General features: G+C 73.9%; 12 protein-coding genes. 4 read left to right on the top strand and 8 right to left on the bottom strand.

The window, feature by feature from the left end:
• Positions 1-52 precede the first annotated feature (52 nt).
• The 3 genes from GXW83_RS21020 to GXW83_RS21010 form a co-directional block, all read right to left on the bottom strand.
• Positions 53-655 carry a NifU family protein gene (locus tag GXW83_RS21020; RefSeq protein ID WP_225447144.1) on the bottom strand — a complete coding sequence of 201 codons (603 nt, stop codon included), beginning with the start codon at positions 653-655 and terminating at the stop codon, positions 53-55.
• Positions 652-2,436, bottom strand: coding sequence for a nickel-dependent hydrogenase large subunit (locus GXW83_RS21015; RefSeq protein ID WP_182444560.1), 1,785 nt, complete (start codon positions 2,434-2,436; stop codon positions 652-654). Before GXW83_RS21015 ends, GXW83_RS21020 begins: the two co-directional genes overlap by 4 nt.
• A 79-nt stretch (positions 2,437-2,515) precedes the next feature.
• On the bottom strand, positions 2,516-3,604 hold the full coding sequence (locus GXW83_RS21010) for a hydrogenase expression protein HypE (protein WP_182444559.1): 1,089 nt from the start codon (positions 3,602-3,604) through the stop codon (positions 2,516-2,518).
• Between the two features lie 255 nt (positions 3,605-3,859).
• Here GXW83_RS21010 and GXW83_RS21005 point away from each other — a divergent pair, with 255 nt between their 5' ends.
• The gene (locus GXW83_RS21005; protein WP_225447143.1) at positions 3,860-6,037 is read left to right on the top strand and encodes a carboxyl transferase domain-containing protein; all 2,178 of its coding nucleotides are present in this window, start codon (positions 3,860-3,862) and stop codon (positions 6,035-6,037) included.
• Between the two features lie 108 nt (positions 6,038-6,145).
• On the opposite strand, the gene GXW83_RS21000 is transcribed toward GXW83_RS21005, so the two are convergent.
• Positions 6,146-7,585, bottom strand: a complete 1,440-nt coding sequence (locus GXW83_RS21000) for an NAD(P)/FAD-dependent oxidoreductase (RefSeq protein ID WP_182444558.1) — start codon at positions 7,583-7,585, stop codon at positions 6,146-6,148.
• Between the two features lie 168 nt (positions 7,586-7,753).
• Between GXW83_RS21000 and GXW83_RS20995 the strand changes: the two genes are divergently transcribed.
• Together GXW83_RS20995 and GXW83_RS20990 are read left to right on the top strand one after the other, a co-directional pair.
• The gene (locus tag GXW83_RS20995) at positions 7,754-8,569 is read left to right on the top strand and encodes a PIG-L family deacetylase (protein ID WP_182444557.1); all 816 of its coding nucleotides are present in this window, start codon (positions 7,754-7,756) and stop codon (positions 8,567-8,569) included.
• A gap of 168 nt (positions 8,570-8,737) precedes the next feature.
• Positions 8,738-9,868 carry a glycosyltransferase gene (locus tag GXW83_RS20990; RefSeq protein ID WP_182444556.1) on the top strand — a complete coding sequence of 377 codons (1,131 nt, stop codon included), beginning with the start codon at positions 8,738-8,740 and terminating at the stop codon, positions 9,866-9,868.
• 36 nt (positions 9,869-9,904) lie between these two features.
• Here GXW83_RS20990 and GXW83_RS20985 read toward each other — a convergent pair whose 3' ends face one another.
• The 3 genes from GXW83_RS20985 to GXW83_RS20975 all read right to left on the bottom strand — a co-directional run bounded on the left by GXW83_RS20985 (position 9,905) and on the right by GXW83_RS20975 (position 14,312).
• Positions 9,905-11,692, bottom strand: coding sequence for a peptide-N4-asparagine amidase (locus tag GXW83_RS20985; RefSeq protein WP_182444555.1), 1,788 nt, complete (start codon positions 11,690-11,692; stop codon positions 9,905-9,907).
• A 78-nt stretch (positions 11,693-11,770) separates the two neighbouring features.
• Positions 11,771-13,570: an acyl-CoA dehydrogenase gene (locus GXW83_RS20980; RefSeq protein ID WP_182444554.1), complete on the bottom strand. Its 1,800-nt coding sequence runs from the start codon at positions 13,568-13,570 to the stop codon at positions 11,771-11,773.
• 97 nt (positions 13,571-13,667) lie between these two features.
• On the bottom strand, positions 13,668-14,312 hold the full coding sequence (locus GXW83_RS20975; protein WP_182444553.1) for a TetR/AcrR family transcriptional regulator: 645 nt from the start codon (positions 14,310-14,312) through the stop codon (positions 13,668-13,670).
• Between the two features lie 123 nt (positions 14,313-14,435).
• Here GXW83_RS20975 and GXW83_RS20970 point away from each other — a divergent pair, with 123 nt between their 5' ends.
• Positions 14,436-14,975: a DUF4240 domain-containing protein gene (locus tag GXW83_RS20970; RefSeq protein WP_182444552.1), complete on the top strand. Its 540-nt coding sequence runs from the start codon at positions 14,436-14,438 to the stop codon at positions 14,973-14,975.
• On the opposite strand, the gene GXW83_RS20965 is transcribed toward GXW83_RS20970, so the two are convergent.
• Positions 14,968-16,545 (bottom strand): NAD(P)/FAD-dependent oxidoreductase, encoded by a 1,578-nt coding sequence (locus GXW83_RS20965; RefSeq protein ID WP_225447142.1) that lies wholly within the window; start codon positions 16,543-16,545, stop codon positions 14,968-14,970. The two genes, GXW83_RS20970 and GXW83_RS20965, sit on opposite strands and share 8 nt — an antisense overlap.
• Positions 16,546-16,602: the final 57 nt, after the last annotated feature.

Genomic DNA, 16,602 nt, shown 5'->3' with positions numbered 1-16,602 from the left:
GCCGGGCGCCGGCCCGGCCTGGTCGGCCAGGCCTGACGGGTGTCCGCAGTGCTCACGGCGCCTCCGCCGGGGCGAGGCCGGGCCGGGCGGTGATCTGCAGCAGCGTCGGCTGCCCGGCGCCTCCCGGCGGCTCCAGCTCGACCGCCTCCACCTCCGCCGCGAAGCAGGCCAGGGCGGACTCGACCGCCTGCCGGGTCGCGGCGTTGGTGCTCGGGCAGCCGCAGCCGCCCGGATTGGCCGAGCGCACCCGCAGCACGCCGGTCGCCTCGTCGAAGCCGACCAGCTCCACCGGGCGGCCGGGCAGGCCGTCCAGCGCCCGTCCGATCCGGGTGGGCAGGTCCTCCGGGTGCAGGTCGTGCAGCACCAGCAGCCCGGCCACCAGCTCGTCGCCGAGCAGCTGCTCCAGCGGCGCGCCGCCGGACTGCTGCGCGGCCGGGGAGCCGAGCAGGTCCACCACCCGGGCCAGGCCCGCGCCGTAGAAGTCCATCAGGGTGCGCACCAGCTCCTCGGCGGCGGCTCCGGCCGCCGGGTCGCCGGCGGCGGCGAGCCGCTCGAGGATCTCCTCGACCCGCCGCCCGGCCTGCTCGGCGTCGGCGGCCCGCGCCCGCGCGGCGGCGGGCGCGGGGGGTACGGCGGTCTCCGCTGCGGCGCTCATCCGCCCATCCCGCTCAGTCCGGTGGGCACGTGCATGGTCTGCACGGTCTTGCCGCCGCCGACGTACATGTGCACGCCGCAGGGCAGGCAGGGGTCGAAGCTGCGCACGGCCCGCATGATGTCGATGCCCTTGAAGTTCTCCGGGGAGTTCTCCTCGAAGATCGGAGTGTTCTGCACCGCGTCCTCGTACGGGCCGGGCGTCCCGAAGGTGTCGCGGGTGCTGGCGTTCCACGGGGTCGGCGGGTACGGGTGGTAGTTGGCGATCTTGCCGTCGCGGATCACCATGTGGTGCGACAGCACGCCGCGCACCGCCTCGGTGAAGCCCACGCCGAGGCCCTCGTCCGGCACCTCGAACTTCTCCCAGGTCTGGGTGCGCCCGGCGCGGACCTCGGCCAGGCCCTCCTCGGCGAAGTGCAGCGCCGCGGCGGCGGCGTACGCCTGGAAGTACGTGCGGGCGCGGTTGCGCTCCAGCGCGTTGCTCCACTGCGGGATCTTCCACTCGAAGGTGGTCTCCGGCTTGGTCATGGTCTTCGGCAGGTTGATGACCACGCTGTGGCCGGTGGCCTTGACGTAGCCGAAGTCGACCAGCCCGGACAGCGCGGTGGACCACAGCCGGGCGATCGGGCCGCCGCCGGTGTCCAGCGCCAGGTGGTCCTTGCCGTCGAACCAGCGCGGGGACATCACCCAGCTGTACTTGTCGTCGAAGTCGCGCTTCTGCGGCGCGGGGATGGTGTGCTGGTTCCACGGGTGGCGCGGGTCGACCGGGTTGCCGAGCGGGTCGTGCGTGACGAACTGCTCCTTGCCCTCCCAGTCCTGGTAGTACGAGCTGCCGAGCAGGATGCGGATGCCCAGGTTGATCTGGGTGAGGTCGTTGGTGACCAGCTTGCCGTCGACCACGACGCCGGGGGTGACGAACATCCGCCGTCCCCAGTCGGTCATGTTGCGGTAGGTGAAGTCGCAGTACTCGGGGTCGTTGAGCGCGCCCCAGCAGCCGAGCAGCACCCGGCGGCGGCCGACCTCCTCGTACCCGGGCAGCGCCTCGTAGAAGAAGTCGAACAGGTCGTCGTGGAGCGGCACCACCCGCTTCATGAACTCCACGTAGCGCATCAGCCGGCTGAGGTAGTCGGTGAACAGCTGCACCGAGGCGATGGTGCCCACACCGCCGGGGTAGAGCGTGGAGGGGTGCACGTGGCGTCCCTCCATCAGGCAGAACATCTCCCGGGTGTACCGGCTGACCTGGAGCGCCTCGCGGTAGAACTCGCCCTCGATCGGGTTGAGCGACCGCATGATGTCGGCGATGGTCCGGTAGCCGTGGTCCCCGGCGTGCGGGGCCGGGGTGCGCTCGGCCAGCTCCAGCACGCCGGGGTTGGTCTCCTTGACCATCCGCTCGCAGTAGTCGACCCCGACCAGGTTCTCCTGGAAGATGTTGTGGTCGAACATGTACTCGGCGGCCTCGCCCAGGTTGATGATCCACTCACCCAGGTGCGGCGGCTTCACCCCGTACGCCATGTTCTGCGCGTACACCGAGCAGGTGGCGTGGTTGTCGCCGCAGATGCCGCAGATGCGGCTGGTGATGAAGTGCGCGTCGCGGGGGTCCTTGCCGCGCATGAAGACGCTGTAGCCGCGGAAGACCGACGAGGTGCTGTAGCACTCGGCGACCTTCTTCTGCTTGAAGTCGATCTTCGTGTGGATGCCGAGGCTGCCCACGATCCGGGTGATCGGGTCCCAGGCCATCTCTACCAGGCCGCTGCCGTCTCCGGCCGCCTTCGTCGTCGGTGCCATCGTTTCTGCCGTGCCCTTCTCGATGCCAGTGGTGCGGGTGGTGGGGTCTGCTGGGTGGGGCAGCGCTAGCGGGCGGCGGTCACCACGGCGGCCGGTAGCCGGTGGCGAGCTTCTCGCCCCGCTGCCGCCACTTCGGCTCCTGGTCCACGGTGTGCGCGGTGATCGACCGCAGCTTGCGGATCACCGAGCCGTAGGCCGTGCTCGCGGTGCTGGACACCTTGCCGCCGGGGGGCTCGTCCATGAACGGCATGAACTTGTCCGGGAACCCGGGCATGGTGCAGGCGATGCAGATGCCGCCGACGTTCGGGCAGCCGCCGACGCCGTTGATCCAGCCGCGCTTGGGCACGTTGCACTTCACCACCGGCCCCCAGCAGCCCAGCTTCACCAGGCACTTGGGGGAGTCGTAGGTCGTGGCGAACTGGCCCTGCTCGTAGTAGCCGGCCCGGTCGCAGCCCTCGTGCACGGTCGCGCCGAACAGCCAGGAGGGACGCAGCTGGTCGTCCAGCGGGATCATCGGGGCCTGCCCGGTGGCCTGGTACAGCAGGTACACCAGGGTCTCGGAGAAGTTGTCCGGCTGGACCGGGCAGCCCGGCACGCAGACGATCGGGATGCCGGCCTTGGACTTCCAGTCCCAGCCCAGGTAGTCCGGCACACCCATGGCTCCGGTGGGGTTCCCGGCCATGGCGTGGATGCCGCCGTAGGTCGCGCAGGTGCCGATGGCCACCACGGCCAGCGCCTTGGGGGCGAGCCGGTCGATCCACTCGCTGGTGGTGATCGGCTGGCCGGTCTCCGGGTTGTCGCCGAAACCGCACCAGTAACCCTCGGGCTTGATCGCCTCGTTGGGGATCGACCCCTCGATGACCAGGACGAAGGGGTCGATCTCGCCCCGCTCGCCCTTGAAGAACCACTCGATGAAGTTGTCCGCGCCCTGCACCGGGCCGCACTCGAAGTCGATCAGCGGCCAGTGCACGGCGATCTTGGGCAGGCCGGGCAGCACGCTGAGCGCGATCTCCTCGATGCTCGGCTGGGTGGCCGCGGTCAACGAGACGGAGTCGCCGTCGCAGCTCAGGCCGGCGTTGATCCACAGGACGTGGATCGGCGACTCCTCCTCGGCCGTCAGAGCCGTCGCACCGGAGACGCCGACCGCTGTCGCAGGTGAAGCATTCATGGGGATCCTCCTCGGGGAGGGATGGGACGAGCCCCCGCATGTCAGCCACCAGCCTGCGGTCGGCGCGCGGGGCGCGCGACAGGAGCGGGGCCAAACCGGTCACAGGCCGTGCGCCGCCTGCGCCGTACGGGGGGTGCGTACGCTTGATCGCGTGGATGCCTTGGAGCGGGAGCGGGTGCGGCCCGGCGGCCGTACAGGTGACGATGGCCCCGGCCGCTGGCGGCGGCAGACCGGTACCGCCGCGGGCGCGGCCCGATGAACGCGGCCTCCGGCCCGGCGGGCGCGGCCTCCGGCGTGGTGAGCGCGGCCTCCGGCGCGGCGGGTCCGGCCTCCAGCGCGGCGGGTGCGGCTTCCGGCCCGGTGAGCGCGGCCTCCGGCCCGGCGGGCGCGGCCTCCGGCGTGGCGGGTCCGGCCTCCGGCGTGGTGAGCGCGGCCTCCGGCGTGGTGAGCGCGGCCTCCGGCGCGGTGGGTCCGGCTTCCGGCGCGGTGGGTCCGGCTTCCGGCCCGGTGGGTGCGGTCTCCGACGCGGGGAGTCCTGCTTCCGGCCCGGTGAGCGCGGCCTCCGGCCCGGCGGGTCCAGCCTTCGATGCGGTGAGCGCGGCCTCCAGCGCGGTGGGTCCGGCTTCCGGCCCGGTGGGTCCGGCCTCCGACGTGGCGGGCGCGGCCTCCGGCCCGGCGGGCGCGGCTTCCGTCGCGGCGGGCGTCTCGGGCCTGGACGCCGGGCAGTTGATCGCCCGCATCCTCGACCCGGGCAGCTTCCGCTGCTGGGACCGGCCGGTGACGGCCCGGCCCGCCGACCCCGCCTACCGGGCCTCGCTCGCCCGGGCCCGCGAGCGCACCGGCCGGGACGAGGCGGTGACCACCGGTCAGGGGCTGCTCGGCGGCCGCCCGGTGGCCCTGGTGGCGTCCGAGTTCGGCTTCCTCGGCGGCTCGATCGGCGTAGCCACCGCCGAGCGGATCACCCGCGCGGTCGAGCGGGCCACCGCCGAACGGCTGCCCCTGCTGGCCCTGCCGGTCTCCGGCGGCACCCGGATGCAGGAGGGCACGGCCGCCTTCCTGTGCATGGTCCGGGTCACCGCCGCGGTCCAGGCGCACCAGGCCGCGGGACTGCCGTACCTCACCTACCTGCGCAACCCCACCATGGGCGGGGTCTTCGCCTCCTGGGGCACCCTGGGCCACCTGGTGCTGGCCGAACCGGGGGCCAGGCTCGGCTTCCTCGGCCCCCGGGTCTACGAGGAGCTGCGCGGCGAACCACTGGCACCCGAGGTGCAACGCGCCGAGACCCTGGCCGCCCGCGGCCTGATCGACGCGGTGGTCGCCCCCGACCACCTGCGCGACCTCCTGCTCCGCGCCCTCCCCGTCCTCACCGCAGGGCGCGCCACCGCCCCGCCCCCGCAGCCGTCCCCCGCCGAATCCCACCGAGCCACCGCCCGGACCGGAGCGTCCGGCGCAGCCCCGGCCGACGTCGCCGCTGGAATGGCTGCGCCCCAGCCCGAACCCCTGGCTCCGATGCCCGCAGACGGACCGGCCTGCGAGGTCGGCGCAGCCCCGGCCGACCTCACCGCCCGGACCGGTGAGTCCCCCGCGTCGGTAGCGGATGAGCGGGCCCAGTCGCCCGCTCTCGCGGCGTCCGCGTGTTCCGCCGAGGGCCGGGGCCTGACGGGGGATGCGTGGGGGGCGGTGCTGCGGACGCGGAAGGCGGAGCGGCCCGGGGTGCGGGAAGTGCTGCGGTACGCCGACGGTGGCGCGCTGCTGCTGGGCGTGCCCGGGGGCGGGGCGGGCGCGCTGGTGCGGGCGCTGGCCGTGTTCGACGGGCGGCCCGCCGTACTGGTCGGGCAGCAGCGTGCCGGGGCCGGGGCGGAACGCCCCTTCACCGCCGCCGACCTGCGCGCCGTCCGCCGTACCGCGCTGATGGCGGAGCAGCTGGGGCTGCCGCTGGTCACGGTGGTGGACACGGCCGGGGCCGAGCTCTCGGCGGAGGCCGAACTCGACGGCGTGGCGCTGGAGATCGCCCACTGCCTGTCCACGCTGGTGGCGCTGCGCAGTCCGGTGCTGGCGGTGCTGCTGGGCCAGGGTTCCGGCGGCGGCGCGCTGGCCCTGCTGCCCGCCGACCGGGTACTGGCCGCCGAGCACGCCTGGCTGGCGCCGCTGCCGCCGGAGGGCGCCTCCGCGATCGTCCACCGCGACGGCGGCCACGCGGCCGAGCTGGCGCGGGCCCAGGGCATCGGCGCCCACGACCTGGCCGCCGTCGGCCTGGTGGACCAGGTGCTGCCCGAGTACCCCGACGCGGCCGAGGAACCGGCAGCGTTCTGCACCCGGGTCGGCCAGGCCGTCAGCACCGCCCTGACCGCCCTGGCAACCCAACCCGAGGCAGCACGCCTCGCCGAGCGCGTCGCCCGCCACCGCCGCCTGGGCGACCTCGCCGCAGGCTGATCCACGGCCCCGGCCTCACGGTCCGGCCGGGGCCGAGCGGCTGGCCCGGGTCGGTGGTCCGCTACCGCCGTCCGGGCCCGGGGTGCCGGGGTTGCGGGGCCGGGGCGGTCACAGGCCGTACTGCTCCAGTAGGCGCAGCCACAGTTCGCTGGTGGTGGGGAACGCGGGGACGGCGTGCCACAGGCGCTGGAGCGGTACTTCGCCGACGATGGCCACGGTGGCCGCGTGGATCAGTTCGCCGACGCCCGGGCCGACCAGGGTGCAGCCGAGGACCAGCGAGCGCTCCTCGTCCACCACCAGCCGGGCCTGCCCCTGGTAGCCGTCGGCGGACAGGGCCGCGCCGGAGACCTGGCCGATCGGGTAGTCCACCGCCCGCACCGGCAGCCCGGCGCTCTCCGCCCGGGCCAGGGTGAGCCCGACCGAGGCCGCCTCCGGGTGGGTGAACAGCACCTGCGGCACCGCGCCGTGGTCGGCGGTGGCGGTCCAGGCCGCCCAGGGCTCGGCCGGGGTGGAGCGCCCCTCGGCGCGGGCGACGATCGCCGCTGCGCACGTCCGGCCCTGGTACTTGCCCATGTGGGTGAGCGGCGCCCGGCGGTTGATGTCGCCCACCGCGTACAGCCAGCCCTGCTCGACGGCGGTGACCCGGCAGGTGTCGTCCACCTCCAGCCAGCTGCCCGGCGTCAGACCGGCCGTCTCCAGCCCCAGCTCGGCGGTGCTGGGGGTGCGTCCGACGGCGACCAGGAACTCCTCCGACAGTACCGTGGAGCCGTCGCCCAGCTCGGCGGCGACCGGCGCGTCCGGCCGCTCCCGGCCGACCCGCTGCACGGTGACGCCGGTGCGGACGTCCACCCCGGAGGAACGCAGCTCCTCGGCCACGGCCTCGCCCACGAACGGCTCCCAGGAGCTGAGCAGGACGTCGTCCCGCACCAGCATGGTGACCTGGGTGCCCAGGGCGTTCCAGGCGGTGGCCATCTCGCAGGCCACCACGCCGCCGCCGAGGATGCTCAGCCGCGGCGGCACCGCATGCGCCGAGGTGGCCTCACGGCTGGTCCAGGCGCCGATGTCGGCCAGGCCGGGCAGCGGCGGCAGCGCCGCGCCGGTACCGGTGGCCAGTACCACGGCGTGCCGGGCGGTCAGCCCGGTCTCGGTGCCGTCGTCGGCGGTGACGGCCACCCGGCGCTCGCCGACCAGTCGGCCCCGGCCCCGGGCCAGGGTGATGCCCGCGCCCTTGAGCCACTGCACCTGGCCGCTGTCGTCCCAGTCGGAGACGAAGGAGTCGCGCCGCGCCAGGACGGCGGCGGCGTCCAGGGAGCCGGTCACCGCCTCCCGCGCGCCGGCGACCGCGCGCGCCGCCTCCAGCGCGGCGCCCGGGCGCAGCATGGCCTTGCTCGGGATGCAGGCCCAGTAGGAGCACTCCCCGCCGACCCGCTCGGCCTCCACCACCACGGCGCTGAGGCCGGCCTTGACCACCCGGTCGGCGACGTTCTCACCGGCCGGGCCGCCGCCGATCACGATGACGTCGTACTCGGCTGCCTCTACTGGCTGCATGGTGTCGCCTTTCCAAGGGTGCGTGCGCTGGCTGTTCCTGATCAGTGTGCCGGGGAGCGGCCGTTCGTGCAGGGTTGGGTGTCCGGCCCGCTCGCCGTTCGGGAGGCGGGTCGACCGCTTAGGGTGGTACGGAGCCCGGAACCGCTGTTCACTTCGGAGGTCTGACCGATGGATCGTCAACTGACGCTGATGGCCGTGCACGCCCACCCCGACGACGAGGTGCTGTCGACCGGCGGGGTGCTGGCGGCGGCCTCGGCCGAGGGCATCAGAACCGTCCTGGTCACCTGTACCAACGGTGAGCAGGGGGACGGGCCCGGAGGCATCAAGCCCGGTGAGCCCGGCCATGACGAGGCGCAGGTCCGCGAGGTGCGGCTGGCCGAACTGAAGGCGTCGGCGGCGCTGCTGGGCATCACCGACACCGAGCTGCTCGGCTACCACGACTCGGGCATGGTCGGCTGGGAGGCCAACGGGCGTCCGGACGCGTTCGCCAACGTCCCGCTGGAGCAGTCCGCCGCCCGGCTGGCCGCGCTGATGGAGACCTACCGGCCGGATGTCGTGGTCACCTACGACGAGAACGGCGGCTACGGCCACCCCGACCACATCCAGGCGCACCGGATCACCGTGGAGGCGATCCGCACCAGCGGAATCCCGGCGAAGTTCTACCACGCGGCCATCTCCCGCTCCCGGTTCACCACCTTCTTCGCCGACCTGCGCGCACAGGGGGCCGATGTCGGCGATTTCGAGCCGCCCGCCGACTTCGGTACCCCGGACGAGCTGATCACCACCGAGGTGGATGTATCCGCCCAGGTCACGCGGAAGCGCAAGGCGCTGGAGGCGCATGCCAGCCAGGGCGAGAACATCTTCTTCCTGCGGCTTCCGGAAGAGGGCCAGCAGCGGGTGTTCGGCTACGAGTCATTCGTCCGGCAGTTCAGCACGGTGCCGGTGCCGGACCACGAGGACGACCTGTTCGCAGGGCTGCGCTGACGGCCGCGCCCAATTCCCGGGAATAGCCGGGCGCTCCCGTGATCCGGCCATGTGCGGAACCGGGAAGCGCATTCAGGACAGTTCTCCCGTGTTGGTTGCTGGGGCGTCCGCATTCCCCCTTGAATGGGGTGCGGACGCCTCGACTTCGTACCCCAACAGGGAGCCAGCGTGCGTATTCTCTTCAGCGGCCCGGGCGCGGCCGGCCACGTTTTCCCCATGGTGCCGACGGCCCAGGCGCTGCTGTCCGCCGGGCACGACGTGCTGTTCGCCGGCTCCGCCCCGATGGAGCTGCTCCGCAACACCGGGCTGCCGGCCGTGGACGTCGGCGACGGCAGCACCGTCCTGGACGCCTTCCGGACGTCCGCCGCCGGGGCCGGCTACCGCTCGGAGGGCCGCTCCGAGGAGGAGATGCTGCGGGTGGCGGCGGCGGGCTTCGCCCAGCACTCCCGCTCCACCCTGGCCCGGCTCGCCGAGCTGGCCTCGGCCTGGTTACCGGACGTCATCGTGCACGGCGCCTACCAGGGCGCCGCGCCGCTGGTCGCGCGCACGCTGAAGATCCCCGCAGTGGTGCACAACTTCGGGGTGGTGTCCGGGCTGCGGATCGCCGACCGGCTGGTCACCGAACTGGCCGCCGAGTACCGGGAGCACGGCCTGGACGCCGCCGCGCCCGCCGAGCGGACGGTGCTGGACGTCGTCCCGGAGTCCCTCGGCGGCGACGGCGTCGGCTGGCGGGTCCGCTACATCCCCTACAACGGTGGCGGCGTCATCCCGGCCGAGCTGTTCGCCCCCCGGGAGCGGCTGCGGGTCGCGGTCACCCTGGGCACGGTGCTGACCGCGTACGACGGCGTCCGCTCCATCCGCCGGGTGGTCGACGAGGCCGCCTCGGTGGACGCCGAGTTCCTGCTGGCCGTGGGCGGCTCCGACCTCGAACCGCTGGGCGCCCTGCCCGGCAACGTCCGCCCGCTGCCCTGGGTGCCGCTGGCCGGGCTGCTCGCGGCGAGCGACGCCATCGTGCACCACGGCGGCTCGGGGACGATGATGTCGGCCGTGGTCGCGGGCGTGCCGCAGCTGATCCTGCCCCAGGGGGCCGACCACTTCGGCAACGCGGCGGCGGCCGAGGCCCGCGGCTTCGCGCTGCGCGCCGCCGACGAGGCCGTGGACGGCGCGCTCCTGGAGCGGCTGCTGCACGACGACGCGCTGCGCCGGGCGGCGGTCTCGACCCGCGACGAGGTCGCCGCGCTGACCTCGCCCGCCGGGCTGGTGCGCGGCTTCGAGGAGCTGCTGGCCGCCGCCCGCTGAGCGCCCGCCGGGCCGGCTGCCCGGCGGGCGGCCCGGTCAGCCGGCCGACACCCGCAGCACGTCGGCGGTGACATCGCCGTCCTTGGCGGCCAGGTAGTGGTCGTACCACTGGCCCGGGACGTCGTCGGTGCCGGAGTACCGCTGCCAGGCCTGGCCGCCGGCCTGGGTCGCGGTGCCGCCGACCACGGTCAGCACCCCGGTGGAGTGCACCCGGTCGGTCGATCGGGGGCCTGCCTGCGACGGATCGGGCAGGCCGGGGAAGACGGTCCGGTCGCCGCGCACCCGGCGGGTGCTCTGCGCGTCGGCCAGCTGCCGGGTCATGTCGACGGTGGCGGCCAGCGCGAAGTCGTCGTTGTCGGTGCCCTGGAAGTCGGCGTCCACGGTGATCGGGTAGGACCACTGGTGCGTGCTGACCTGGCTGCTGCCCCGGGCGTCGGTGGTCACCGAGACGTTGCGGCCCTGGTCGTGCTCGGTGACGTCCTGCGCCGAGCCGCCCCGGCTGACCACGTCCACGTTGTCGAAGGCGACCTGCTGGCTGACGGTGGTGGTCTCCCGGCCGGCGGAGGTGATCACATAGCCGCTGGTGGTCCAGGAGCGGCGGGCGCCGACGTCGGCGGTGACCGAGCCGTCGGGCGCGGTCGACTCGTGCTGGGTCATCACGGCCGTGGGCGCGATGGTGTCCTCGGTGAGCGCGCCGGAGGTGGTGGCCGCGCCGTGGTCGGTGTAGAGCAGCAGGTTGGCGCTGAGGTTCCAGACGTCCCCGGCGTCGGCCACGGTCAGCGCCACGTCGTGGCTGCCGCCGTCGACCAGCTCGCCGGCGAAGGGGGTGACGTCCAGCAGCTCCGGGGTCATGTCGAAGGTCCCGACCGCCGGGATCGGCCGCCACAGCGTGGGCACGATGCCGCCGGTGTAGACGTACGGGAAGTACTGCGCCACGCCCGCCGGCCGTCCGTCGACGGCCGCGTCCACCTCGCGGTACGGGCCGCTGCCGCAGAGCCCGGCCGAGGGGAAGTCGGCGGAGACATCGTCGGGCACGTCGGTGAACCACTGCTCGTCGCAGCCGTTGCCCTTGATGTAGACCTCGAGGTAGGCGTGGGTGATGTTGCGCGGCAGGCCGGCGGCGGCCAGGTGCACGGTGGGCTGGGTGGCGTCCGCGTCCTGTGAGCCCAGGCCGACGACGGCGTCCGGCTCGGCCGGGGCGGGGGCGGCGCGGTCGGCCTGGTAGTAGGTGAGGGTCACGGTCTGGACGTAGACGCCGGTGTCCACGCTGTTGGTGTAGTTGCCGATGCCGCCGCTGTAGCTGTGCGCGGTCCGCAGCAGCGCGCTGTACTCGGTCAGGTCCTTGGCGACGTGGTAGGTCTTCCCGGCCGGGTCGGGTTCGTAAGTGGTGCCGAAGTAGACCATGGTCGAGCCGATGTCCAGCGAGCCCGAGCGGTCGTACTGGTTGCCCTGCACGCTGGTCGTCCAGTCGAGCACCACCTTGGACCAGGGCCCGGCGCAGCCGGACGGCGGGGCCAGCGTGCCGGAGAAGCTCTGCGGCGCGCCGGTGGCGGAGTTGGACGGGAAGGCGTCGGCCAGGGTCTGCGTGCAGGAGTGCGTACGCGGCCGGGTGACCGGCGGCTCGGCGGTCACCGGGTTCTGCGAGTTGATCTCGATGCCCGGCGCCGCGGCGGCGGGCAGGGCGGCGCTGTGGGCATGGGCGGCCGCACCGACGGGTCGGGCGCTCGCCGTGGGGGCGGCGGCCAGGCCGACGCCGAGCGCCAGCAGGGCCGCCCCGACGACGGCGCGGCAGGTGAGGAGGGGTTTGAGGCGTGGTCGGCGCATGGGCGGTCTCCGGTTTCGGCGGACGGGGCATGACTGTGCATGGTCATACTCCTCCCGGCGCACCCGGATGACACAGCGTCAGAACCAGGCGTCCGCCATCTCCAGCGAGGTCCGGTCCAGCGCCGCCAGCAGATCGAACTGCGGCCCGGTCTTCGGCAGTTCGCAGCGGAAGAAGTAGCGCGCCGCCTGCCGCTTGCCGTCGTAGAAGCCGCCGCTGCGCCCCTCGGCCGCAAGCAGCTGCTCCAGCCACACCCAGGCGACAACGACATGGCCGACCGCCTCCAGGTAGACCGTGGCGTTGGCCAGCGCCGACACCGGGTCGCCGGTGCTCCACAGCCGCCCGGTGACCTCGACCGTGCGCTCGACGGCGGCCTGCAGCTGCGCCCCCAGAGCGGCCGCCTCGCCGCCCGCCGCCACCGCCCGGGCCGCCGTCGCCGACAGGGTCTCGGCCAGCAGTCGCAGGCCCGCGCCGCCCTGCGCCACCACCTTGCGTCCCAGCAGGTCCAGCCCCTGGATGCCGTGGGTGCCCTCGTGGATGGGGTTGAGCCGGTTGTCCCGGTAGAACTGCTCCACGTCGTAGTCGCGGGTGTAGCCGTAGCCGCCGTGGACCTGGATGGCCAGGCTGTTGGCCTCCAGGCACCACTGCGAGGGCCAGCTCTTGGCGATCGGCGTCAGCACGTCCAGCAGCAGCGCCGCGCGCGCCCGCTCGGCCTCGCCGGGGGCGGTGGCCTGCTCGTCCACCAGCAGCGAGCAGTACAGCCCGAGCGCCAGACCGCCCTCCACGTACGCCTTCTGGGCCAGCAGCATCCGCCGTACGTCCGGGTGCTCGACCAGCGGCACCTGCGGCGCGGCCGGGTCCTTCTCGCCGATCGGGCGCCCCTGGGTGCGGGTGCGGGCGTACTCCAGTGCGTGCAGGTAGCCGGTGTAGCCCAGCGCGGTCGCGCCCAGGCCCACGCCCACCCGGGCCTCGTTCATCATGTGGAACATGTAGGCCAGGCCCTGGTGCGGCTCGCCGAGCAGGTAGCCCACCGCGCCGGGCGCGCCCAGCGGGGTGTGCCGGCCCTCGCCGAAGTTGAGCAGGGTGTTGGTGGTGCCCCGGAAGCCCATCTTGTGGTTGAGCCCGGCCAGCACCACGTCGTTGCGCTCGCCCGCGCCGCCGTCCGGCCCCGGCAGGTACTTGGGCACGATGAACAGCGAGATGCCCTTCACCCCGGGCGGACCGCCGGGGATCTTGGCCAGCACCAGGTGGACGATGTTCTCGGTCAGCTCGTGGTCGCCGCCGGAGATCCACATCTTGCTGCCGGTGATCCGGTGGCTGCCGTCCGGCTGCGGGACCGCCCGGGTGGTGATGTCCGCCAGCGAGGAGCCCGCCTGCGGCTCGGACAGGCACATGGTGCCGAAGAACCGGCCCTCGGCCATCGGCCGCACCCAGGTGTCCACCTGCTCCGGGCTGCCGTGCGCGACCAGCAGGTTGGCATTGCCCACGGTCAGGAAGGGATAGGCGGCCGTCCCCGGGTTGGCCGCCTGGAACCAGGCCGCCACCGCCTTGGCGACCACGTTCGGCAGCTGCATGCCGCCGAGCTCCTCGTCCAACTGGCCGGCCAGCAGGCCCGCCTTGGCATAGACCTCCAGTGCCGCCTTGACCTCGGGGATCAGCACCACCCGGCCGTCGGCGTCCATCCGCGGCTCGTTGGCGTCGGCCTTGCGGTTGTGCGGGGCGAACTGCTCGGTGGCGATGGACTCCGCCAGCTCCAGCACCGCGTCGAAGGTCTCGCGGGAGTGCTCGGCGAAGCGGTCGCGGGAGGTGAGGGCGGTGACGTCGAGCCACTCATGGAGCAGGAAGTCCAGGTCGCGCGAGGACAGGATCAGGGAGGACACGGGTTTCCTTTCCGCCTGCGCCAGAGGTGACTAAGCGCTTGCTTAGCTTAGGTGGGCCACCGGGACCAGGCAAGGACCGGCTGCGCAGCGGACGCCGTTACCCCTGCCCGTGTTCCTGCTGCTCGCGCGGGCCGGGCGGGGCCCCGAGCATGCCCAGCACCAGATCGGCGTAGCGCCGGCCCAGCTCGTCCGGGGGCGTCGCGGACCGCTCGTTGTACCAGCGGGCCACGTCCACGCCCAGCGAGATCAGCGCCCGCGCCGCCGTCCGTACGTCCGCCACCGCGAACACGCCCTGGTCCACGCCGTCCGCGATCACCTCGCGGACCGTGGCCTCGATCCGCCGCCGCAGCTCCGCCACGACCTCGTACTCCCGCGGCGGCAGGGCCTGCAGCTCGTACTGGACGATCCGGGCCACGGTGTGGGCCCGGGCGTGCCAGGCGGTGAACTCCGCCACCAGCGCCCGGACCCGCTCCACCGGATCGCCGCCGACGGCCGCCGCGCGCTCCACCAGGGCCATGGTCTGCTCATGGCCGCTGCGGCTGATCTCGAACAGCAGCGCGCTCTTGGACGGGTAGTGGATGTACAGCGCCGCCGGGCTCATCCCGGCGGTCCGGGCGATCTCCCGGGTGGTGGTGGCGTGGTAGCCGAGCCGGGCGAAGGAGTCCACCGCCGCGACCAGCAGCCGCCGGGCGGCCTCCGGCTGTACGTCGGGCCACAGGTCGGCGGTATCCGGGGCGCTCATGACGCCATCCTCCCAGGTCCGCCGCCCGGCGGCGGGGGCGGTGCGGCGGCGCGGTGCGGCGGGGCGTTCCGCCCGGCGGGCAGACGGGGCGGACTGTCAGTGCCGACCGCTAGCTTCGGCACCATGGACACGGGAACCTTCTGGGAACTCATCGACACCGCACGCGCCGAGGTCGCGGACCCGGCCGACGGCCATGCCGTCGCCGCCCGCGCCTCCGCGCTGCTGGGCGAGCTGCCCGCGGCCGACATCGTCGCCGCACAGCAGCTGCTGTGGGACGCCCTCACCCGCTCGTACCGCAGCCCCCTGTGGGCGGCCGCCTACACGCTGAACGGCGGCTGCTCGGACGACGGCTTCGACTACTTCCGTGGCTGGCTGGTGCTGCAGGGCCGGGCCGTGTTCGAGCGCGCGGTGGCCGACCCGGACTCGCTGTCCGAACTGCCGGCGGTGATGACTGCCGCGCAGCACGGCCACGAGCTGGAGTGCGAGGCGGCGCTGGCCATCGCCTGGAACGCCCACCTGGCCGCGACCGGCGCGCACATACCGCGCGGCTCCTGCGCCGTCCGCTACCCCGCGCTCGACCCCGCGTGGGGCTTCGACTTCGACGACGCCGCCGAGATGTCCCGCCGGCTGCCGCGGATCGCCGCGCTGTGCCGGGTCAGCTGACGGCGGGCGCTGCCACAGGCGCGGGGGCGGGCGCGTCCGTGGCGCGGCCGAAGCGGACGGCGTCGGTCACCGGGCCGCGCCGCATCAAGCGCAGGTCGCGCAGGTAGTTCTGGTGCAGCCGCCAGGGCGCGGCGGGCCCCTGCCGGGGCAGCAGGTCGACGCTGCGCCGGACGTACCCGGACGCCAGGTCGATCAGCGGGGCCAGCCGGTCCGGTCCGCCCAGGTCCGGCGCGACCGGGGTGACGCTGTGGAATCCTTGCTCGTCCATGTGCCGGAGGAGGCGGCACACGTACTGCGCGACCAGGTCCGCCTTGAGCGTCCAGGAGGCGTTGGTGTAGCCGAGGGTGAGCGAGAAGTTCGGCACGCCGGACAGCATCATGCCCTTGTAGGCCAGGGTCTGCGCCAGATCGACCTCGGCGCCGTCCACCCGGAGCCGTATGCCGCCGATGGCCAGCAGGTTCAGCCCGGTCGCGGTCACGATGACGTCGGCGGGCAGTTCCGTGCCGGACTCCAGCGCGATGCCGGTGGCGGTGAAGCGCTCGATCCGGTCGGTGACCACGGCCGCCCGGCCCTCGCGGACGGCGGCGAACAGGTCGCCGTCGGGCACCACGCACAGCCGCTGGTCCCACGGGTCGTAGCTGGGCCCGAAGTGGGTGTCCACGTCGTACCCGGGCGGCAGCGCGGCCGCCGCGCCCCGGCGCAGGATGGCCTTCATCAGCCTGGGCCGGCGTCGGCTCAGGCTGTAGCTGCCCATGCTGAACAGCACGTTCTTCCAGCGGATCAGCCGGTAGGCGTGCTGTGCGGGCAGGCGGCGGCGCAGCCGGTCGGCGATGGCGTCCCCGGCGGGCAGCGAGGCGACGTAGGTGGGGGAGCGCTGGAGCATGGTGACATGGGCGGCGGTGGCGGCCATGGAGGGGACCAGGGTCACCGCGGTGGCTCCGCTGCCGATGACCACGACCCGCCGTCCGGCGTAGTCCAGGTCGGCCGGCCAGTGCTGCGGGTGGACGATCCGCCCGGTGAACTCCTCGGCCCCGGGGAAGGCCGGGCTGTAGCCCTGGTCGTAGCGGTAGTAGCCGGAGCAGACCTGGAGGAACGAGCAGCTCAGCGTGGTCGTCCCGGCGTCCTGCGGAGCCTCGCCGGTGCCGGGGGTCTCGCCCGTGCCGGGGTGCTCGCCGGGCCCGGTGCGCTGCACGGTGACCGTCCAGCGTGCGGTCCGGGACGACCAGTCGGCGCGGACCACCCGGTGGTGGAAGCGGATGTGCGGCTCGATCCCGTTCTCGCGGGCGGTGTCGGCGACGTACGTGCGGATGGACTCGCCGTCGGCGATGGCCTTGGCGGCGGTCCACGGGCGGAAGGAGTAGCCGAGGGTGAACATGTCGGAGTCCGAGCGGACGCCGGGGTAGCGGAAGAGGTCCCAGGTGCCGCCGATCGCCCCGCGCGACTCCAGCACGGCGAAGGACTTGTCCGGGCAGGCGCGCCGCAGGTGGCTGGCGGCGCCGATCCCGGACAGGCCCGCGCCGACGATCAGCACGTCGACGTACTCGTGTTCCGGCTCTGCGGCGTCGGTCACCGGTGGCCCCTTTCCGGCAGGCGTTCATGGCGGTGCATGGCGGTGCATGGCGGTGCA

The sequence above is a fragment of the Streptacidiphilus sp. PB12-B1b genome (assembly GCF_014084125.1).
In the GTDB taxonomy this organism is placed as follows: domain Bacteria; phylum Actinomycetota; class Actinomycetes; order Streptomycetales; family Streptomycetaceae; genus Streptacidiphilus.
Note: the sequence above shows the minus strand (reverse complement) of the source record. Positions and strands in the feature narration are given on the sequence as shown.